Consider the following 20,758-nt stretch of genomic DNA (forward strand, 5'->3'; position numbering starts at 1 on the left):
GTCAATGCCAATTAGGAACTGGGGCATTATTTTAAATCAGTTCCTTACGATCTATGAAAAAAGGGTCAGACTTTAAAAAGTCCAACCCCTGTTATTTTAACTTTACACACTTTGCGGGATAGTGTCCTAAATATCTCATATCTGAAAAAGCCTTTTTTTAAAGTCTTCCTTCTTTAACTTAATCATCATTCAAGAATGATAATTTACTTATTTGATAAAGCCTTTTTGATTTCAATTTGTTCCTGGTAAATAAGCTTTAAAAGCTGGGTGGTTTGTTTGGACTGTTCGCAAATCTCTTTAAGAAAGTAAAGTGCGTTTTCACCCTCTTTTAAAGGATAATCTTTTTTCTCTTCAGAAATATGAATATACTTCTCTTTACTGAAGCCAAAAAGTTCTTGTTGTCCCTTAATTTTATCTTGCATTGTAAGCAGAGCCTCTCCTTTTCCTTCTTTCAGAAATAGATAGTTTACTCTTGGGTAGTTTTTAACTATTCCATTTATCATATCTGAGGAAAGCTGGTTTCTTCCTTCTGTAATGTGATAAACAGAAGAGGGTGTTTTGTAGCCTAATGTTTTGGCTAATTTATAAGCTGAAATATCCAGTAAATCTAATACTGTTTTTAATCTTTGCGAGTCAGAAATCGGAATTTTTGAGCTTTCTTTCATAATTAATTTTGCGTATAAATCTATTTAATTTATAATATATCGCAATATATGAAATATTATTAAGGTAGAATAAAAGCGTATACTAATATAGATAAATCATAAGAGCTAAATATTGAAAGTAAAATTTAAAAAGTAAATTTCGGAAAACTAAGCTGGATTCATTTTAAATTGTTATTAATTCATCATATTAGATTCTGAAATAAATTCAGAATGACGATTTGAAATTATTTAAAATCAATCCTTCTTAATTGGCACCATAAAAACTGGCACTTCGGTCTTTTCCAAAACATTTGATGCAACTGTTCCCATTAAAAGTTTTTCAAAAACCGAATGGCTATGCGTTCCCATTACCACCAAATCGGCATTCCAGGTTTTAGAATATTCTAGAATTGCGGTGGCGGCATCACCTTCGGCTAAATGCGTTTCTACATTTTCATCGTTAAGGTGTTTTGCTGCAGTCTCCAAAAAATCTTCTACAACCTCCCGCATTTCCTGTGCGATATCTAAATTTACAGCCATTTCATCATAGCCAGAATATCCCATAAACGTAGGATAATCAATTCCGTAGTAACTTACATTGGCCATTACGTGAAGTAAACAAACCCGGGCATCTAATTGTTTGGCGAGTTTGTAACCGGCTTCAGCCACTTTTTCTGAAACAGGATGATAATCTATTGCAATTAATATACGCTTCATAAGATTGGGATTTCTTATAAAGTTATTAAATGAATTTTAAAAATTAGAATAATTGGTAATGAATCGGTTGAAAAAGGAAATCTGGTTAAATTTATTCTTTAACCACAATTAAGCTCGCTTTGGCGCCGGTTAAAAGGTTCCATTCTTTAGAAGCAACCAGGTTTCCGTTTTCTTCCAAAACTTTTAACTGCGCGGTATTAGGACCTGAAGAGCCCTGGTTTATCGCTTCAAATTCAATATTATTAAACCCGCTTTCTAACGTAACTAAAACAGGGTGATAACCGCTGCCCAGTACTACCCGTTTTATAAAATTACCATTTACATAAATATTTACCTGGTCACCATCTACAAATTGATGGTCGCGGCAATACAGCTCAACAAATTTACCGGTAGTTTTAAAGTCGCCTAAATACTGGTCTTCCTTATATTTATTTAAAGCTTCTTTATCTGCTGTCCACTTCTCCTTTACGGCATCTCCAGCGGTTTTTAAATTATTAGGTTTTTCTCTAAAGTCTATTGTTTTAGGTTTTTCTCGTAGGTATTTGCTTTCTTCGTTAGATTCTTCGGCTCTAAGAATAGGAAAACCAGAAGATTTTGTTTCAGGCTCAGCTTTTAGAATTCCTCCGGTATTATTGGTAGCAGGAAGATCTATTTGCCCGTAGCTTATTAAGGTGAAGCAAAAAAACAAGAATGTATAGATAAACTTCATAAAATGAATTCTTTAAGCTAATTATATCAAAAATACAGCCAAATTAGCATACAGAAAAATCTTTTAAGATAAACCTGAAATGTAGCCCTCCCGCTCAGGCCATTCGAAAAACAATTACTTATCTTTACTCACCAGGAAAGTTCAAAAATTTAAAAACTACCATGCAAATAAATCATCTCTTAGAAGAAAATTCTATAGCCGGAAAATTTGTAGCACAACTCAGAGATACTGAAATTCAGAAAGATAGAATGCGTTTTCGCAGAAATATTGAGCGTTTAGGCGAAATTTTAGGCTACGAACTAAGTAAAACGCTAAAATTTACTTCAAAAAATATAAATACGCCACTAGGGAATGCTGAAGTGCAATTACCTGAAACCCAGGTTGCACTTTGTTCTATTTTACGCGCCGGACTTCCTTTACATAATGGTTTATTAAATTATTTTGATGATGCTGAGAATTCCTTTATTTCAGCATATCGCCATCATCCAACAAACGATGAGAATTTTGAAATAGTAGTAGAATACCTTGCCTCGCCTTCCCTGGAAGGAAAAACCCTAATACTTGCCGACCCAATGCTGGCTACCGGCCGTTCTTTTGTAAATGTGATGAAGGCTCTGGAACATATGGGTAAACCCAAAGAAATTCATTTAGTAGCCGTAATTGGTGCCGAAGAAGGCATTGCCCACGTAGCTGAAGAATTTCCTGCAGATACCAAACTCTGGATCGCAACCATAGATAAAGAATTAAACGATCGCGGATATATTGTCCCAGGACTTGGGGATGCCGGAGATCTTTGCTATGGCGGCAAACTTCAGCATTAATAATATCCAGTTCTTATTGTTTTCTTAAGTGCTGGGCGCTGGCTTGTTTATTTCTTAAATTCACATATTAATATGCTAATTCTTAAAAAATAAATTATGAAAGCCGTTGGAATAAAAAAATCGCTTCCTATAGATCATTCAGATAGTTTTATTGAATTTAATACTGAAGAACCGAAGCCGGGAGATTCAGATCTATTGGTGCGTATTAAAGCCGTTTCTGTAAATCCTGTAGATTTTAAAGTGAGGCAAAATGCTGCAAAAGATAAAGAGTTAGATACACCCAAAATTTTAGGGTGGGATGCTGCCGGAATTGTAGAACGGGTAGGAAATAAAGTGACTAAATTCAAACAGGGCGATGAAGTTTTTTATGCCGGCGAGATTGACCGGCCGGGTTGCAATGCCGAATTACAGTTAGTAAACGAAAATATTGCAGGCCATAAACCTAAAAACCTTTCTTTTGAAGAAGCAGCCGCTTTACCCCTAACCGCGCTCACAGCCTGGGAATGTATTTTTGAGCGTTTAAAAATTGAAGAAAATTCAGGGGGAAACCGGGATATTCTTGTTATTGGCGGTGCCGGCGGAGTTGGTTCTATTGGAATTCAGCTTTTAAAGAAACTTACCAAATTTAATGTGATTGCCACTGCATCCAGGAATGAAACCGAAGCATGGTGTAGAAATATGGGCGCTGATGTTATTGTAAATCATAAGAATTTAGTAGATGAAATGAAAACTAAAGGTTATGAAAACGTAGATTATATTCTCAACTTTTCTGATACCGAACTGCATTGGGATGCAATGGCCGAACTCATAAAACCACAGGGAGAAATTTGCTCTATTGTTGAAACAAAAGATAAAGTAGATTTAAATAAACTTAAGGGTAAAAGTGTGGCATTTCACTGGGAATTGATGTTTACCCGAGCTAAATTTCAAACTCCAGATATGCACAAACAGCACGAAATACTGGAGAGAGTTTCTAAACTTTTAGAAGAAAAAACTATTGAAACCACATTAAATAAAACTTTTTCAGGATTAAGTTCCGAAACTTTTAAAGAAGTTCATAGTCTTCAAGAATCGGGGAAATCTATTGGCAAGAATGTGATTTCGTTTTAAAATAAAAAAGAGGTTGTTTGGAATTAATCTTTTAGCGTCATGCTGAACTCGTTTCAGCATCTAATATGTTCATGATTTTAAACATGTTAGACCCTGAAACTAGTTCAGGGTGACGGCTTAAAACTTAACAAACAACCTCTTCTAATTACAATTAGACAGGATCTTTTAAGCTTCCTGCTTTCTGGTTTTAGCTTCGTAATCTATATAACCTTTTGCGCCGGGCACATAGAAAGTATCGGTGTCCCAGTCTGAAAGCGGAATATTTTCAGCAAAACGCTCTACTAAATCGGGATTAGAGATATAAGGTTTTCCAAAGGCTACCAAATCGGCATTTCCTTCTTCAATTACTTTATTTCCAGATTCCTGATCAAAGCCTGCGTTAATCATTAAAGTACCATTATACATTGGCCGGTATCTTTTCGCGATTTCAGTTATCGCATAAGGAACATCTGAAACATCGTTAAAAGGCTCTGACAAATGCAGATAAGCAAGATCGTAATCGTTCAATTTCTTAATAATATAATCGAAAGTTGGGATGGTTTCTTCATCCATCGTCATTCCAAAAATACCGTTCAGGGACGGGTTTAATCTTAAACCAATTTTTTGCTCTGGCATTACTTCTTTAATCGCATCTATGGTTTCAAACAAGATCTTTGCACGATTTTCTATGCTTCCGCCATATTCATCATTTCTTTTATTAGAAGTTCCATTAAAAAACTGGTGAAATAAATATCCATTCGAGGAATGAATTTCAACTCCATCAAAATCGGCCTTCATTGCATTTTTAGCCGCATTTTTAAAATCCTGGATCGTTCTTTTAATATCTTCAATCGTCATTTCTTTTGGCGTCACGGTATCTTTAAAACCTTCCGGTGTATAAGATTGGGCTTCAGGATTTATTGCTGAAGCAGATAAAGGTAAATTCCCATTATGAAAATCGGGATGAGACATTCTACCCACGTGCCACAGCTGAATAAACATTCTGCCTTTAGCTTCATGCACTTTTTTATTTACCATTTTCCAGCCAGCAATTTGCTCTTTACTGTAAATTCCGGGAGTATTTACATACCCCACAGCTTCTTTAGAAACCTGGGAACCTTCGGTAATAATAAGTCCGGCAGAAGCTCTTTGTGTATAATAAACGTCGTGTAGACCTTCAATAGGCGTATTTTCAGAATTATCAGCCCTACTACGCGTCATTGGTGCCATCACCACTCTATTAGGAAGTTCTAATCCGTTTAAATTATATGATTTTAATAAATGTTGTTCTTTACTCATAGCTTTTTTTCGGTTGTATTAATCAATCTTTTTCTTAGCAATTTTTAAAAGCTAAATTATATGAAAAAGGAAAGAAACTACTTGATGTATGTTAGCAGCGCGTGTTAAAAAATGTTAAGCTAAGACAGCTCTTTTCGCAGCCTGCTTAGGCTTTCTGGTTTTATACCAAGATAGTTCGCAATATGGTAATTGGGAACGCGATTTCAATTTGGGGATAGGTTTGGCAGAATTCGAGGTAGCGCTCTTTGTTATTTTTTTGAAGTGAAGAAAGAATTCTACTTCTAAGTGCCACAAAAGCATTGGTAGTTTTAATTCTGAAAAAACGTTCAAATTTAGGAATTCGCTTATATAAAGTTTCAAGGGTATCGCGATGAATTCCCAGGAGAACCGAATCCTCTATGGTTTCAACATATAACTGAGCCGGATAATTTCCGAAGAAAGCTTCAAAATCGCTTATCCACCAGTCTTCTACGGCAAACTGAATAATATGCTTATTACCATTTTCATCTAAATAAAAGGCTTTTAAACACCCCTTAACCACGTAATATTCATAGTCTACAGCCTGCCCCGGTTTAATTAGAAATTCTTTTTTTGAAATACGTTTTTCTGATAGAACACCAGTAAATTCTCGTTGTTCATCTTTATAAAGATTGATTTTTGAAGTTACGTGTTTTAAAATTTCTTTATGCATTATCAACACTATTAGAACGGATAACCTATAGCGAAATTCAAGACCGGATTTGCATAATCAAATTCCCAGCGCTCACCTTCCTGTAAAGAGGGATCGTGTAAAGGAGCCGCGAGATCTACACGAATCACAAAACTTTGAATATCTACCCTTAAACCAAAGCCGGTACCAATGCCCAGCTCGTTCATAAAGTTTTTACTGAATTCTCCTCCCTCCAGCGTGCTGTTTTCTCCGGTGTTCCAAACATTACCGGCATCGGCAAAAACAGCACCGTATAAGTATGGAAAAAGCGGAAAACGATATTCCAGGTTAGCTTCCAGCCTAATATTACCAGCCTGGTCAAAAAATGCACCTTCTTCATCTGGCGGCGTATACGTTCCGGGACCTAAAGAACGCGTATTAAAAGCTCTTACGCTATAAGGCCCCCCGGCAAAATATTGTTTTGTAAAGGGTAATACATCAGAATTCCCATAAGGCAAACCATAGCCGGCAAACAGCCTGGTAGCTATTTTAGAATCTGATCCTGTTTTTAAATGATACCGCAAATCAATATCGGCTTTGGCGTATTGGGCATATTCAAGATTTAAAAAGGTTTGCGGATTTTCTTCCCCGTGCCCGCTTATGGCATCAATTAAATTTCCAGCCACATCTAAAGTAGAGTTTATAAAGAACTGGTGCCTGCTATTCCCGTCTATAAGACCGTTATAAAGAAAAGAATAGGTTAAACCGGCAATAAATTCCTGGTTAAAACTTCTTTCTAAAAACGGGTTGTCGTCCAAAATATCCTGAAATTCCTGGGTGGTATTACCCAGGTTGACATAATTTAAAGAAATAGGATAGAACTCGTGGGTTACAAAACGATTGGCATTCCAGAGATAACCAAACCGCGCAGAAACTGAGCCAAGACTAAAAAGCTTACTTCGGGTAAGATAATCAAAACCTAAACTGGTCTTTGTTTTTGGGATGGAATATGAAAACCAGTTTTTATCAAAATTAATGGGGAATAATAACCTGGGAAAAATAAGATCTCCCTGTAAACCTAATTGTATACTGTTTAATCCCGCCTGCGTGCCTCCGCCGGTTTGTACTTCATAACCAAAATCTCCGGTAACATTTAGAATTTCTCCGCCCTTAAAAAGATTCCTGTTAGTATAGCCTAAAGCTAAACTTGGGCCGGTAAAGCCGTTAGATTTTGTTACCGCCTGGATTTCTGCCCGCAAGGAGCGTTTATTTAATGGAGAAAGATAAATATTGGTTTCCAGCACTCCCAAACTATCAATAGAGAGGCTATCAATTTCGGTATAATTTATATTTACGAATTTGTAAGCGCCAATGTCTCCCAGTCTCCTGGCGGTATTTCGGGAATTTTCAGGGTTATAATACTGCCCTTCTTCCAGTAAAATGTAAGGATCTAAATGTTTAGGTTTAAAAAATATTTCTTTTTGAAAGAAGTTCTTTTCAGCATAGCGGGTTTTTGCGGTAGTACTATCGGTTCCTACTTCATAATTGGGATAAATATTAACGCTTTTTAATTTATAAGGAATAATACTTTCAGTAGGAACATCTTTTTTCAATCTTAAAAAGAGATCAAAATTCTTATGTTCATATTGATTAGTATCTGCTTCAAAAATTAAAAACCCTGGATTGAAATTATAATAGCCTTTAGATTTTAAATTGGCATCAATTCGCTCTCTTTCCAATTTTAAAGCTGCAAGGTCAAATCGCATTCCTTTTTCTATTGGAGAATTTTCTAAATTGTTACCTATTTCCTTAAAAATCTTGAGTGAATCTGAGTCTAACTTATAATTCTCCAGTAAGTATGGCGTAGGTACCTCAATATTATAAGCTACATCCATTTCTTTTTTCTTCTCTTTCCTGTTCTCGGTAGAAACTACGGTACTGTAGAAAAAGCCTCTGTTCTCCAGCCTGTTTTTCAACAAATCTTCAGTTCTAAGAGGATCTACATCACTTGCGTAAACCGGCTCTTCCCCTATTTGTTTGTTCAAAAATTTATTGATGAAACCCGGCTTTTCACGTTGAGCTTTATAATAAAAATAAAGTCCTGGTTGCATTCCTAGAAAAGAACTATTGGGCTCTGGTCTTAAAACCGTCTCCAGCTCTGCTTTTAGGCGGGCACGTTTTTTAATACTTGTGTCGCTCTCCATGGTAATTTTGGCTCCCTTGTAAAGTAATTCGTCTTCGGGAACAAATTTCTTCACATTACAAGCCTGAAGGAGAAAAAGCACTGCACATAGATATGCGATATATTTTAAGTAAATTTTCATTTATAATAATTTCAATCCTAAAGGGTTTATTTGGTAAAACTTACATTATCCCGAGATTGATAATTCCTGGGGATTTTGTAAAATTCTGGTTACGCCTATTAATTTTTTTTATCCTTATTTTCAGGCTGCTCTTCTTCGTCTTCTTTCAAAAAGAAATTATCCCATAGCTCTTGAAATTCATTGAATTCCCGAGTAAAAATAAAGGCTATCCCGCTAACAATAAGCTGGCCGTCTATAACATTTTCAAACTCATTTCTTCTAAAACCTTTTAATCTAAATCTTCCGGTTTCAGTAAGTAAATACTCTATGCTTACATTTCCAATCACCGGACTCGCTTCTTCGCCGGGACGATTACTTCCCTGCACATCTACTTCACTCCCCACACTCACAATTAAACGATCGTCCAGTAAGCGCTTTTGGGCTTCTATATCTACCTGTGTACGTTCGGTAGCGGTATTGCCCTGATAATCGGTATAACTATCTACTCCAAAATTTAGTTCAACGCCGGTATCTCCCAGTAATTTATCTGAGAACATATTTAATTGATCTGAAAGCGCCTGATTTAAATTATCGCGCGCAATAGAAAGATTTCCACCACCGTCTCCAGCACTGCCCGATGTGGGATAAAAACGGTTAAGTACCAATAAGGAAAAAACCTGTTTATTTAACTCTGCTTCCTGGTTGTTCAATTGTTGTAAGCGACCGTAAACCTGGCCACCACCGGCACCCCGTTCTTCTTCTGGCATTTGCAGGCCAAAAGATAGCTTAGGCTGCATTAATTCTCCATCTACATTAAGATAAACCAAAAATGGTAACTCTCTTCTAAACTGGTTATTCCCTGCACCCTGTGTTGTAGCCATGAGAGAAGAAGGTGAAGCTTCTACCCTATAAATAGCACTCACATCTAAAGAAGCATCAAAAGGATCTCCCGCCCAGGAAATTCGGCTGCCTTCAGCGATATCAAATCTACGCTTTACCAAATTATATAAACTCATTTCATAGTGCCCGTCGTTCATTGTATAGCGGCCAGCCAGGCTCATTCTTCCGTTCGGTGAAATATTAAAATCTAATTCTCCCTCTCCCTTTACCCTAAAATTATCGCCGGTTTGTTCATCTATAATTATACTAAATGCGGCTTCTTCATTTATATTAATTCGTGCATTAATATCATAACCAGTAAGCGTAGCCGATTCTTCTTCTTCGTTTCCGGTAAGAATATCATCTGGATCTTCCCGGTTTGTAAAAATCACAATTCCGTCTCGCTCCTGCATAGCCAATTCCTCTTCAACCATTACATAGGTGAAATCGGTATTAGAACCTATGGTGATATTCATATCCAAAATAGGAATATTAAGATCACCGGTTAAAGTTGCATCAGCATCAAAGGTGGCGGTGCCATAGAACATTTCGTTATCTTCTTTGGTAGAATTAAGCACCTGGAAATTCCTGGCTTTAAAATTTAAATCGAATTCAGGATTTAGTAAATTTTCGGTTAAAACCTCTCCATTTATTACAAACGAGTTGGCATCTTTATCTTCCACTCTAAATTCATTAAAATAGATTCCCGCATTATCAAATTCTAAAGTTTCTGATGGAAATTTAAAGGGTGCATTAAGCATGGCTACTCGAAATTGTGCTTCATCAAATTGAAGCTGGCCGTTATATTCCGGTTCGGTGGTGGTCCCTCCAAGGCTTAAATTGCCGGAAAAACTTCCTTCTCCATTATTAATCTCACCCATAGAAAAACCTTCAACGGTTTTCATACTAATCTTATTGATTTGCATTTCCATATCCACAACGGTGGTAGAATCCAGCGCCTGAAAATCGCCCGTCATATCAAGATCTACATTATCTCCTTTTATCGCAAGGCCAACATCGTATAAGAAATCGGCTTTAGGTGTAGAATTCAAGCTTAGTTTACCAAGATCTACCTGCATTACATTTAGCTGGTTGATCTCCATTCCTGCAAGAATTCCAATTTTTTGCAACGGATCTTCAAAAATTAAATGACCGTTTAACTGTCCTGTAGCTAATTCTTCTTCAGGATTTAAATAATTAAGCAGCGCGGCTAAATTGAAATTATTAAACTCTAAACCAATATGATTCTTATCGGAATAAGAAAGTCCACTGCTTAACAGCATTTCCTGGTTATTTCGGGTTAACCTAAAATTATTCGCAGTAATTTCCTGCTCGTAAACAATCATTTCATTATCGGCAGTAATATTCCACTCTTTTTTATTCAAGATTAAATCTTCAGGATTTATATGAAATTTAAGGCTGTCTCCCGGTTTCGTAATTTCTGAAGCCATATGAATTAAACGATCTTCGCCTTGCATTGATGTGAAATCAAGGAAAAGTTTATCTGCCGTTAGGCTTCCGTAGAAATCGGTTTTTTGAATAGCGATTGGGCCTGAATTAATCGCATTAAATCCAAGATTAAAATCAAAATTCTCGGGATCTGAATTTAAGCTGAATTCCAGACTATCTATTTCACTGCTGTAATAATTTATATATGGTAAACTTACCAAAGCGTCGAGTTTTCGCTCTTTTTCATTAAAATCGGCTTCAATATGAATAGTATCTAATTCTTCTAAATTAGCTAAGAAAACTTCGCTTAAAACAGGATCATCCATTATGGTACCGCGCAGTTTTAAATTTACCGGTTTTTGTACCGTATCTAAAGGATCTACCTCGGTAAAATAAGATTCGTAATGGCGATTTAATGCATTGGAAAAATCTACAGGATCGGCATTAGATTTTAAATCGAGTTCCAAAATCTTGTTACTGATTTGCAGTGAAGTAGAATCGGTTCGCACAAAAGCGTGAGCACTTAAATCGCCGGGGAGATAGGTATTATTATCATAAACTACCACCGCATCTTTAATATCGGCGTAAGTTTCATATTCTTCAGCATTGCCCTCATATTGCGCGGCAAGTTTAAAGGCTAAACGAATATCCCGGGAAGCCAGTCCCAGTTCCTGTAACCTGGCCCCTTTTAGATCTAAATTAAGGTTCGCTCTAGGTTTAACCGAATCTAGCTCTACCTGTGAATTTAGCGCTAATTCTAAATTATCGTCTTTATAACTTGAGGTGATGTTCCCGCTTCCATTTTCAATATCACCTTGAATATTTAGATTTTTTATCTCGTAGTTGTTATATGCAAATGAAGTTATTTTCGCATCCAGTGTAGCATCCAGCGTGTTTATGGTACTTCCTTTTCCGGAAGTTTCAATTTCAATATTTAATGCACCCAGGCTTTCATTTTGCAGAATATTTCCAAGCTGAAGTTCTTCTGAAGTCACGGTTCCTTCAAAAACAATTTCTTCCTGGTTTGAGAAGTTCCCGTTTATACGAATATCACCTTCTGAAGTTTGTAAAAGGGCTTTGGTAGAAAGATCTTCCAGGCCTCCTTCAAAATTCCCACTAAGCTGAATATTTTTAGGAATACTAATTCCCAGGTCTTTTTCGCTAACAAACCCGGTGAGATCTGATTTTCGGGATTTGGCATTAAAACGCGGAATATTAAACCGAATATTATCGGGATCAGTAGCATTATAAATATTTCCGTTAGCTGAAAATAAAGTATTTTTCCATCTAAAATTTGCTCTTGAAATATCTATTGCCGAAAGTTTTCCTGAAGCCAGAAGATTACCCGATACTTTATTTGTGCTTAATTCCTTCATATAAGGATTAGACCTTAAATCTGGCTGAAATCTAAAAGCATCTTTTATATCTACTAATATTGTAGGGAAATCTAACGCAAGCTCTGCATTTTCAGAATTATCAATCAACTCCTGAATGGAATTATATCTTACTGTAGCCTCACCTTCTAATTCATTTTCATTTAAAGCCAATGCCAGGTCTGAAAGGTTTAATTGCGTTTCTTCGAGATTTAAGTTGAAATTCAGCTTTTTTAAATTAAGGCCCGAGGCTTCATTAAAATTTAAAGCAGCAACTTCTCCCCCTGCACCTTGATCTTTTAAAAATAAATTATTGGCATTAAAATTAAGAGAATCAAGTACCAGGGCTTCAGGATTAAATCTCCCCCGTTTAGGCTCGGCGCTATCTACTAAATAACTTAGTTTATTTTCAGAAAAATTAATTTCATTTACAGCAACTTTCCATTCGGGCCAGGTAAAAGGGGAAGCTTCGGTTGTGGTGCTATCCTGATTTTTTTCTAAAGTTTTCATTTCAACTTTAATATCAGAATTATTAAGTGCAATACTATTCACTTTAATCTCCTGAGCTTTAAGATCCATTAATGGGACTTCAGCTAAAAATTCATCTATATCAAGATTTGCATTAATACCATCTGGAATAGAATTATAATTAGCCTGCACATTTTCCAGGTTAAAATTATCTACCACCAGATAAGGCATAGGTGCCGGTTCTTCATTTTGTGGTTCGGGAAATGGTTTGGTTTGTGTATAGTTTATTTGAGCGTTGGTTATCCTGGCATTTTTGGCACGGAAATCCATTTTTTCAAGATCGGTTTTTTCCAGTTCCAGGATGAGTTCCTCAAGCTCAATCTGGGTGTCAATTCCCATAACATCATCTTTAAAAGTGATGTCAAAATCTTTAAAACTTAAATCGCCAATATTTATTTCCTGCGTGGCAGTAGTATCTTGTGCGGTCGTGGTTTGAGTTTGTTGGGTAGAATCTGCCGCGAAGGCTTTCATTAAAAATTCGTAGTTAAAACCTTCAATAGAATCTTTTCGGGTAATATTGGCTTTTAAGCCTTCCCAATCTAAATTATCTATACTTATAGCATTTCCCTGAATAATGGGCCAAATAGGAATATCGGCTTCCAGGGATTTTGAATAAACCAGGGTATCGCCTTTTTTATCTTCCAGATAAAGACCATCGAGTTGGATATTTCCGGCAAAGGTTATAAAGAGTTTATCGAGGCTAATTTCGGTATTCGTTTTACCTGAAATATTCTTCACTACCTGCTCTTTAATGATGTCCTGGCCCCAGGGACTTCTAATAAAAAGGAGCAAAAGTATTATAAAAATAAAGAGCCCCGCAAAGAATTTTGCGAGGATCTTTAATATGCGGTATCTTTTTTTCTTCTTCTTTTTTTCTTTTTCCAAATCCAGTGATCGCTAGAATTTCAAATTTATTGTATTCTTACAATAAAATGAAGTTTTTAGGCTTAAGGTTTAGTTAATTAAGCATTATTCAGCGGGACTTAATTCAATATCTGGAATCGTTTCTGGCGGGGTGGTATCTTCAGGTTCTGAAGAAGATTCAGGCGTTGGCGCGTTGCTAAATAAGTTCAATTCCAACGCTGGAACTGCTGCATAATCTAATATCCTGATATTTACAGAAGGAAGATCTGAATCTGAACCATCTGTCCTTTCGGTAACATTTAATACTTCAAAAGCCACTACCCCAAGATTTTCTCCCTGCAAATCACCTTCTAAGGGATCGTAATTAATACTAATATCGCTATCATAAACTATCGCAATAATGGTTTGACCGGTTAACATAGATAAGCCGGTGGCTCTAAGTGGGGTGACCTCGGGAATTTCATCTAATAAATCTTCACTTTCATCCTGTCCCAAACCGGGGCCGGCTTCCAGAAAATTTCTTGCACCGCTTTCATTGGGCCCGGCTTCATCCCAGGAAGATGGAATCTCTTTTAATACAAACCAGGCTTCGTCTCCCGTTTGCCCAGTATAAAGGGTGATTTCTTCTCCTGCGTTTTCATTAAAGTATGCGAGTACCTCTCTCTGCCCAATTTCAGAAATATCATCATTCACATCAGTTTCAGTGAAATCATTTGGTTCATTTCCGTTATCTATGCTCTCCTCATCTATTAAAACAAAAACAGCGGCGGTATCAGGATCGGGCTCACCATTTCCATCTCCATTCCCATCGCCGTCGTCAGATCCATTTATATCATCGGTTACATCATCTACTTCATCTACATCGTCATCATTACTACAAGCCGTCGATAAACTAAAGACAAGCAGTAAGGCGAAAATCAACCGGTAAAAAGATTCTAAATTTCTCATAATTCCCCATTTTTAAATTAGCACTAATATTTATGTAAATCAATCTCAAGTTATTGTAGTTAAGTTATTTATCACTGAAAGAATAGGGCAAATTCGATATTTAAACTTCAAAAATGTGTGTAATTTTACCACAGAATTTAACAGAATTCTACAGGTTTCATCAATAGAAATTATATTCAAAAACCATTCTAAAAAGTTAATTTCTCCTTAAAGGGTCTTTCTAAGTCTCATAAAATGAGAAGATAAAAAAACTACCGGGGTTTACCTGCTTTCTACTATCAACTACTTTACCAACATGGTATGATTCTCGCCCAATATCTACAAGCCTTACAAAAAACCAAATCTAAATTATACAAGGCCTAACTTAAAAAATCCGAAATATGAAAAGAACAATCGCCGTAACCGTTTTAGCCGCAACAATGCTAAGCTCGTGTGTTTCTAAGAAAAAGTATGTTACTTTAGAAGAGGAATTAAACGATACCCGTAGTACGTTGCAAAAAACTCAGGTAGAAAAAGAGGAAATCGAAGAAAAATTTGCTCGTATAGAAGAACGCGTTGCAGATTACAACTCAAAAATCAATTCTTTACGCGAAGAGAACGATAGTAAGATGGAAATGAACGATCTTACTGTAATGTCTAATAATAACAAGGCTCAGATGCGGGCAACAATCGCAAAGATGGATCCCGAAAAAGTAGCGGGTGCCGAAACTTTAGAAGATTCTATTAATCTTGCGGTTTCTCATAATTTAAAAAGCAATATTTCTGAAGGCTCTGATGATGAAGATATTGATATTACTGTAGATGAAACTGTAGTAATGATTAATGTTTCAGATAAATTATTATTTGGAAGCGGAAGCTACAGAGTATCTAATAGTGCACAACCTTTACTAAAAAAGCTTGCTGAAGTTATTAACTCTGAGCCAGCCATGGAGGTAATGATTGAAGGACATACTGACGACCGTACAATGGTAGAAGGTTCTTACATCCAGGATAACTGGGATCTTAGTGTAAGAAGAGCAACTTCAATTGTTCGTTTACTTCAGGATAAGTACGATGTTGCACCAGAGAAACTTATCGCAGCCGGTAGAAGTAGCTACCAACCATTAGTAGATAATGTAGATAACGAAAGTAGAGCTAAAAATAGAAGAACCAGAATTGTAATTATACCTAACCTGGATAAATTCTTTGCAATGTTGGAATCTGAATAATCAACCGTATTTCCAATATTACTGGCCTAAAAAGATTTAATTCTTTTTAGGCCTTTTTATTTTAACCAGTTTTTAACCTGAAGGTTCTTTTCTATTTCTTAATTTAAAAGAAAAATAGAGATATGAGTAAGCAAGAAGAAAAGAAAAAGTATGATTCTAATGTTACTGCTGAAGATAAACAAGCCTTAAATAAAAAAGGCCGAAGTATGAATAAAGGTCAGGATAAAGAATTAGACAGGGAAAAACCGGTAGATTTTACTGCTGATAATTTAGATATCCCCGGTAGTAATCAAACTGCCAAAAATGATAGGGATGAATTGGTAGACGAAGAAAATTACCGATTTAATAAAAAAGGAACCGAAAAGAAAAAGCGAGACCTGGATGATATTCCCGATCCTGATACTACAAAAGATAATTAGTTGAATTTAAAGCAAGACAAGAAAGCTTAAATAGATTCGATGATCGAAAAGTTTGAAAACCTTCCTGTAAAGCTATAATTTCGGGAAGGTTTTTAATTAATATCTTTTTCCATTTCGGCAAAACGATTTTTAGCCTGAATTATTAAGTCGTTGGTATTTATACCAGTAAGCTTCCCATCGTACTTTAAAATTTTTCCTTTTGCCATCACCATATCAATATTTTCCGGAAACGCCGCTTCAATTACCAGGTGATAAGGTTTATTCCCCGTAGAAAAGTTAATATCAGATTTTTTAAATAAAACCAAATCGGCGCTTTTTCCAGGAGTGATAGAACCTGTCTCCTTATCTATACCCAAATTTTTAGCTCCATTTATTGTTGCCATTTTTAAAACTTCCTTTGAATGCAGGTAAAATTCATTTTTGGCATTTGCATTCGCCAGGTTTTGCAGCAATTTCAAAGAATCCAGTAAGTGAGCGTTACCTGTTAAAGCGGTAGTATCTATACCTACGCAGCAATTAATATTAGCTTCGTACAGCTCATTTATTTTAGGAAGTCCGTAGCCAATGCGCATTTCAGAATATGGTGTCATGGTAAGACTCGTCCCGGTATCTTCTATCATTTTAACTTCATCTGGAGTTATTGCATTGCCGTGAATAATATTGACATCTTCAGCTAAAAGACCTTTTTTAAAAAGTGAGGCTATCTGACCTTTCTGACTCTCGTTTGAACTTGCGTGGATGGTAATTCTTAAGCCCAAATCCCGGGCACGCTTCCAGTCTTTTTCAAGATTATTATAATTCACAGAGCGCGATCCCAGGCCCAAACTAATATCTTTATACTTTGAATTTGAATTGATAAGCTGTTTTAATTCATTAATTGCTTTAAAATCTGTAGGCTGGCTATCGGGCATGTCACGATAGGTTCCATAACTAACGTGACCTCGAATGCCCATTGCGGCCATAGCATCAAAACTGGCTTGTACAAATTGCGGGCTCCTGGCATTATGATTATAATCGCTTATGCAGGTAATTCCCGAATGAACTGCTTCAGCTATAGCATAAGTTGCGGCTAGTTTCATATCTTCAGGCGAGTATAATCTGGAATACCGTGCCGTCATTTTAAAGTAACCTTCTTCAGCAGAATCCCCGGCCATACTTCTTAATAAGGAAGTCCATAAATGCCAATGACAATCTATAAGGCCGGGAATTAAAATACCGCCTTCAGCATTTATTGTTTCAGTGCTTGAGGAAGCTTCAATATTCTTCCCCAACCTTGTTATTTTTCCATTTTCAATAATAACATCAGCAGATTTAAAATCGCCGATTTCTTCATCCATACTAAGAACGCAAGCATTTTTAATTAAATAGGAATTTTGCTGAAATTGAAAGCGTTTGTGTTGATTTTCAGAAAAAACAGAAAACGGACTGATAAATCCGCCAATTCCCAGCAACCCGGTTTTCTTTAAAAAATCCCGACGCTCATTTTTCATTACTTTTTCTTTAAAAGATAATAATCCAGGGAAAATTTACCGGCACCGGTAAAGAAAAGCAAGAGAAATCCTCCCATATATAATAAAGGTAATTCCTGGCGACCAAAACCATCGGTCCAGTGAACAATAATTGCAGCCACAGCCATGGTAATAATTAAAGGAATTGCTGCAAACCGGGTAGCCCATCCAACTAATATAAGTAAGGCACATACAAATTCTGCAAAAACGGCAAAAGTAAAGGTTACGGTTTCCCCTAGCCCAATAGGATCGGCAAAAGCAATCTCCTCGCTCCCAAAAAATGTAATAAGTTTTGGAACCCCGTGGGTAAGCATTAAGCCAGAGATAAATATTCTAAATAAGAGTAGACCAAAATCGGTATTCTGAAGGTTTAAACTGGTGGTGTAAGCGTTTTTCATAGATAAGATTTTTCAAATAGTAGTACTAATCTTCTAAATTAAACATATTCTATTCATAATCCAGTGAATTTCCGGTTTCATAATAGAGAAATTATTTCATTTTTTAAAAAGATCACTAATCTTAGTTCGAATGTCTAAGAAATATGCATTTAAGCTGAAATTACGATTCGCGAATTAAGAACTCTGCAAATATGTGTATTTCATCGATAAATTTGGTTTTTTATCGATTATGATAAAAGAATTTCTTTACCTTTAAATTCCGAAAATCTTTTAATGCAATATATTAATGACGCGATTATATTTAATAAGCTTAATTCTTCTTTTTACTGGAATGTCACCTGTTTTTTCTCAAGTCTCGGCTACAGCCAATTTTACAGCTTCTGCCACAATAATTCAACCTATAGGAATCACCACGACTACTAATATGCAATTCGCAAATATAGATGCTCAAAATGGCGGAGCGGTTATTCTTACACCAGATAATACCAGGATTACCACCGGGGAATTAGTTTTAGCCGATGGAGGAAATGTTTCTGCAGCTACTTTTCAAGTTACAGGACAAAGCGGTTTTGCTTTTGGGATTAGCTTACCAAAAGGAACCCACAGGTTAACCAGTGGTGTTGAAAGTATGTTGCTTCAAGATTTTACTACTAACTTTGATGGTAGTAGTTTAAACGGGGATGGTAAAACTATAAGAATTGGTGCCAGTTTAATTGTAAACCCAAACCAACAACCGGGAGATTATAAAACCACTGATGATCTGCAAGTTACCGTTAACTATAATTAATTTTTTTTAATACGGAATACTATAACGTTATAGTTTTTTTTAAGAAATGTTTAAAAGTGTATTTCAACGAGTATTTTGTTTTGTTGAACGAATAAATTTCATTCGTATAGGGGTTTACCCCCATATTTGTACTGTTAAAATTTTGAAACCCAAATCAAAACTTAAAAAATACTCAAAATGAAAAAAATTACTTTTATCCTACTTTTAAGCCTTATTTCTGGAACTGCTTTTGCACAAGTTTCAGAATCTACAGCATCTGCTACAGCTAATGCAGCGGCAGATATTGTAAGTCCAATTGCAATCGAATCCAGTCAAGATTTAAATTTTGGAAAAGTTGCCAATAATGCTGCCGGAACTGTAGTTGTTGCAACCGATAGTGACATAAGTACATCTACTTTATCTCAGATTGGTTCAATAACTCCAACTGCTGCGAGTTTTAATGTAACAGCAGCCGATGGTTTTAGTTATTCAATTGCATTACCAGAGTCTGTTGATCTTACTAATGGAACCGTAAATATTACTGTAGACGGATTTAATCATGATGCAGAAGGGAATACTACAGGTACGGGTAGTGAACAAACTGTTGGTGTTGGAGCGACTTTAAATGTTGCCGCTAATCAAGGTACTGGAAATTACACTGGTACTTTTGATGTAACTGTGACTTACGAATAGTAAACACTTACTTTATAAACTAAAAAACGCCGCCCCTTTGGCGGCGTTTTTTAGTTTAAACCACTATTTGTATAACTGTTTTTATGAAAATCACAATGAAAAATTATCTTTTCATTTTATTTTTAAGCTTAGCCGGGTTTGGCCTTTCGGCGCAAAATTCGGCTTCGGCTACGGTAAATAGCAGGGCAACGGTTATAGATCCCATACAAATTGATAAGACGGTAGATTTAGATTTTGGTAACGTAATAAGTGCTTATAATCCAGGACAGGTGATTTTGTCGCCAGATGGTTCCCGAGTGGCTTACGGCGTTCAAATTTCAAACTCGATTCCCGGGACAGTAAACCCCGCCGAAGCAGTAGTTACTCATGGTAATAATGATTATTCTATTAGCCTACCCGAACAATTTACGTTATACAACCAGGAAAATCCTAATCAGGTACTTGTTATCGATCAATTCACGATACAGCCCCAGGAAGGCAATGTTATCGATATCATTAAAATTGGCGGTACTTTAAACCTGGAAGCCAACCAGACTTCGGGGTTTTACACTAATTCTTCCGGATTTAATGTAACGGTATCCTATAATTAAATTTTTAGATTTCCTTAACAGGTAAATTCTTATTTAGTATCTTTGTACCCAATGATATAACCCAAAATCCAGCCCCCACGGATATGATAAAAAAACTACTTAGCCCCCTACTCCTTTTCTTTATTTTTGTTTTTTCAGGACTTGCTACATACGCGCAGGGAGATCTAATGATTATGCCTAAACGTTTGGTATTTGAAGGTTCTGAGCGTTCCCAGGAAATAAACCTGGCTAATACCGGCAGCGATACCGCAGTTTATGCTATTTCTTTTGTGAATTACATAATGACCGAAAAAGGAAATTTTGAACAGGTGGAAGCGCCTGAAGAAGGTCAGCGATTTGCTGAAGATTTTCTTCGCTATTTTCCAAGACGTGTGAGTCTGGCTCCCAATGAAGCCCAAACTATTCGCGTACAAAAAACCCGAACCGGAGACCTGGAACAGGGTGAATACCGTTCCCATATGTATTTTCGTGCAGTAGAAGATCAAACTGCGCTTGGTGCAGAGGAAACCGAAGAAAGCGAGGGAATTTCCATTAACATCAAAACTGTATTTGGAATTAGCATCCCCATTATTATTAGAGAAGGAACATCTACAACAAATATTACACTTACCGATCTTGCATTAGAGACGGATACTGAGAACCCAAGATTATCTCTGGTAATTAATCGTTCCGGAAATATGTCAGTCTACGGGAATTTAACAGCGACTCATATCGCCCCTAATGGTACTCAAACCGAGGTTGGGATGGTAAAAGGAGTTTCAGTGTATACGCCTTATGAAAAAAGGATTTTTAGCTTTGAGCTTAGAAATGCTACTGAAGTTGATTTGAATTCCGGTACTTTAAAAATATCTTACTCAGAAGAAAAAGGGGATACTTTGGCTACTTCAGAGTTGAAGTTATAAGC

General features: G+C 36.3%; 18 protein-coding genes. 8 read left to right on the top strand and 10 right to left on the bottom strand.

What is annotated here, in order from left to right:
- Window positions 1-203: 203 nt before the first annotated feature.
- From J0871_RS12255 to J0871_RS12265, 3 genes are all read right to left on the bottom strand, one after another.
- Window positions 204-665 (bottom strand): hypothetical protein, encoded by a 462-nt coding sequence (locus J0871_RS12255; protein ID WP_208225632.1) that lies wholly within the window; start codon window positions 663-665, stop codon window positions 204-206.
- Window positions 666-899: 234 nt separating this feature from the next.
- Window positions 900-1,361, bottom strand: coding sequence for a universal stress protein (locus J0871_RS12260; RefSeq protein WP_208225634.1), 462 nt, complete (start codon window positions 1,359-1,361; stop codon window positions 900-902).
- A 91-nt stretch (window positions 1,362-1,452) separates the two neighbouring features.
- The gene (locus tag J0871_RS12265) at window positions 1,453-2,070 is read right to left on the bottom strand and encodes a hypothetical protein (RefSeq protein ID WP_208225636.1); all 618 of its coding nucleotides are present in this window, start codon (window positions 2,068-2,070) and stop codon (window positions 1,453-1,455) included.
- Window positions 2,071-2,231: 161 nt separating this feature from the next.
- Here J0871_RS12265 and upp point away from each other — a divergent pair, with 161 nt between their 5' ends.
- Window positions 2,232-2,891 carry a uracil phosphoribosyltransferase gene (gene upp / locus J0871_RS12270; RefSeq protein WP_075326945.1) on the top strand — a complete coding sequence of 220 codons (660 nt, stop codon included), beginning with the start codon at window positions 2,232-2,234 and terminating at the stop codon, window positions 2,889-2,891.
- A gap of 96 nt (window positions 2,892-2,987) precedes the next feature.
- Window positions 2,988-4,001, top strand: a complete 1,014-nt coding sequence (locus tag J0871_RS12275; protein WP_208225638.1) for a zinc-binding alcohol dehydrogenase family protein — start codon at window positions 2,988-2,990, stop codon at window positions 3,999-4,001.
- Window positions 4,002-4,166: 165 nt separating this feature from the next.
- Here J0871_RS12275 and J0871_RS12280 read toward each other — a convergent pair whose 3' ends face one another.
- The 5 genes from J0871_RS12280 to J0871_RS12300 form a co-directional block, all read right to left on the bottom strand.
- Window positions 4,167-5,279: an alkene reductase gene (locus tag J0871_RS12280; protein ID WP_208225640.1), complete on the bottom strand. Its 1,113-nt coding sequence runs from the start codon at window positions 5,277-5,279 to the stop codon at window positions 4,167-4,169.
- A 160-nt stretch (window positions 5,280-5,439) separates the two neighbouring features.
- Window positions 5,440-5,970 carry a Crp/Fnr family transcriptional regulator gene (locus J0871_RS12285; protein WP_346014345.1) on the bottom strand — a complete coding sequence of 177 codons (531 nt, stop codon included), beginning with the start codon at window positions 5,968-5,970 and terminating at the stop codon, window positions 5,440-5,442.
- 11 nt (window positions 5,971-5,981) lie between these two features.
- The gene (locus J0871_RS12290) at window positions 5,982-8,252 is read right to left on the bottom strand and encodes a BamA/TamA family outer membrane protein (RefSeq protein ID WP_208225642.1); all 2,271 of its coding nucleotides are present in this window, start codon (window positions 8,250-8,252) and stop codon (window positions 5,982-5,984) included.
- A 98-nt stretch (window positions 8,253-8,350) separates the two neighbouring features.
- On the bottom strand, window positions 8,351-13,345 hold the full coding sequence (locus J0871_RS12295; protein ID WP_208225644.1) for a translocation/assembly module TamB domain-containing protein: 4,995 nt from the start codon (window positions 13,343-13,345) through the stop codon (window positions 8,351-8,353).
- Window positions 13,346-13,429: 84 nt separating this feature from the next.
- Complete coding sequence (locus tag J0871_RS12300) at window positions 13,430-14,272, bottom strand: hypothetical protein (RefSeq protein ID WP_208225645.1); 843 nt, start codon at window positions 14,270-14,272, stop codon at window positions 13,430-13,432.
- Window positions 14,273-14,652: 380 nt separating this feature from the next.
- Between J0871_RS12300 and J0871_RS12305 the strand changes: the two genes are divergently transcribed.
- Window positions 14,653-15,480, top strand: coding sequence for an OmpA family protein (locus J0871_RS12305; RefSeq protein WP_208225646.1), 828 nt, complete (start codon window positions 14,653-14,655; stop codon window positions 15,478-15,480).
- A 122-nt stretch (window positions 15,481-15,602) separates the two neighbouring features.
- Window positions 15,603-15,899 carry a hypothetical protein gene (locus J0871_RS12310; protein ID WP_208225647.1) on the top strand — a complete coding sequence of 99 codons (297 nt, stop codon included), beginning with the start codon at window positions 15,603-15,605 and terminating at the stop codon, window positions 15,897-15,899.
- A gap of 92 nt (window positions 15,900-15,991) precedes the next feature.
- Here J0871_RS12310 and J0871_RS12315 read toward each other — a convergent pair whose 3' ends face one another.
- A complete protein-coding gene (locus J0871_RS12315) occupies window positions 15,992-17,389 on the bottom strand; it encodes an amidohydrolase family protein (RefSeq protein WP_208225648.1) in 1,398 nt (465 codons plus the stop codon).
- The gene (locus J0871_RS12320) at window positions 17,389-17,805 is read right to left on the bottom strand and encodes a DoxX family protein (protein WP_208225649.1); all 417 of its coding nucleotides are present in this window, start codon (window positions 17,803-17,805) and stop codon (window positions 17,389-17,391) included. The genes J0871_RS12315 and J0871_RS12320 overlap by 1 nt, the downstream gene beginning before the upstream one ends.
- 286 nt (window positions 17,806-18,091) lie before the next feature.
- On the opposite strand from J0871_RS12320, the gene J0871_RS12325 reads away from it, so the two are divergent.
- The 4 genes from J0871_RS12325 (at window position 18,092) to J0871_RS12340 (ending at window position 20,756) form a co-directional block, all read left to right on the top strand.
- Window positions 18,092-18,592: a DUF4402 domain-containing protein gene (locus J0871_RS12325; RefSeq protein WP_208225650.1), complete on the top strand. Its 501-nt coding sequence runs from the start codon at window positions 18,092-18,094 to the stop codon at window positions 18,590-18,592.
- 177 nt (window positions 18,593-18,769) lie between these two features.
- Window positions 18,770-19,264: a DUF4402 domain-containing protein gene (locus J0871_RS12330; protein WP_208225652.1), complete on the top strand. Its 495-nt coding sequence runs from the start codon at window positions 18,770-18,772 to the stop codon at window positions 19,262-19,264.
- Between the two features lie 95 nt (window positions 19,265-19,359).
- On the top strand, window positions 19,360-19,854 hold the full coding sequence (locus tag J0871_RS12335; protein WP_208225654.1) for a DUF4402 domain-containing protein: 495 nt from the start codon (window positions 19,360-19,362) through the stop codon (window positions 19,852-19,854).
- An 83-nt stretch (window positions 19,855-19,937) separates the two neighbouring features.
- Entirely contained in the window at window positions 19,938-20,756 is an 819-nt protein-coding gene (locus J0871_RS12340; RefSeq protein ID WP_208225656.1) for a molecular chaperone, read from the top strand.
- The last annotated feature ends 2 nt before the right edge of the window (window positions 20,757-20,758 follow it).

This window comes from Salegentibacter sp. BDJ18 (assembly GCF_017579965.1).
Lineage (GTDB): Bacteria > Bacteroidota > Bacteroidia > Flavobacteriales > Flavobacteriaceae > Salegentibacter.

Coding starts and splice junctions, on each gene's coding strand:
- J0871_RS12255 (WP_208225632.1), bottom strand. CDS start 665: ATGAAAGAAAGCTCAAAAATTCCGATTTCTGACTCGCAAAGATTAAAA.
- J0871_RS12260 (WP_208225634.1), bottom strand. CDS start 1,361: ATGAAGCGTATATTAATTGCAATAGATTATCATCCTGTTTCAGAAAAA.
- J0871_RS12265 (WP_208225636.1), bottom strand. CDS start 2,070: ATGAAGTTTATCTATACATTCTTGTTTTTTTGCTTCACCTTAATAAGC.
- upp (WP_075326945.1), top strand. CDS start 2,232: ATGCAAATAAATCATCTCTTAGAAGAAAATTCTATAGCCGGAAAATTT.
- J0871_RS12275 (WP_208225638.1), top strand. CDS start 2,988: ATGAAAGCCGTTGGAATAAAAAAATCGCTTCCTATAGATCATTCAGAT.
- J0871_RS12280 (WP_208225640.1), bottom strand. CDS start 5,279: ATGAGTAAAGAACAACATTTATTAAAATCATATAATTTAAACGGATTA.
- J0871_RS12285 (WP_346014345.1), bottom strand. CDS start 5,970: ATGCATAAAGAAATTTTAAAACACGTAACTTCAAAAATCAATCTTTAT.
- J0871_RS12290 (WP_208225642.1), bottom strand. CDS start 8,252: ATGAAAATTTACTTAAAATATATCGCATATCTATGTGCAGTGCTTTTT.
- J0871_RS12300 (WP_208225645.1), bottom strand. CDS start 14,272: ATGAGAAATTTAGAATCTTTTTACCGGTTGATTTTCGCCTTACTGCTT.
- J0871_RS12305 (WP_208225646.1), top strand. CDS start 14,653: ATGAAAAGAACAATCGCCGTAACCGTTTTAGCCGCAACAATGCTAAGC.
- J0871_RS12310 (WP_208225647.1), top strand. CDS start 15,603: ATGAGTAAGCAAGAAGAAAAGAAAAAGTATGATTCTAATGTTACTGCT.
- J0871_RS12315 (WP_208225648.1), bottom strand. CDS start 17,389: ATGAAAAATGAGCGTCGGGATTTTTTAAAGAAAACCGGGTTGCTGGGA.
- J0871_RS12320 (WP_208225649.1), bottom strand. CDS start 17,805: ATGAAAAACGCTTACACCACCAGTTTAAACCTTCAGAATACCGATTTT.
- J0871_RS12325 (WP_208225650.1), top strand. CDS start 18,092: ATGACGCGATTATATTTAATAAGCTTAATTCTTCTTTTTACTGGAATG.
- J0871_RS12330 (WP_208225652.1), top strand. CDS start 18,770: ATGAAAAAAATTACTTTTATCCTACTTTTAAGCCTTATTTCTGGAACT.
- J0871_RS12335 (WP_208225654.1), top strand. CDS start 19,360: ATGAAAAATTATCTTTTCATTTTATTTTTAAGCTTAGCCGGGTTTGGC.
- J0871_RS12340 (WP_208225656.1), top strand. CDS start 19,938: ATGATAAAAAAACTACTTAGCCCCCTACTCCTTTTCTTTATTTTTGTT.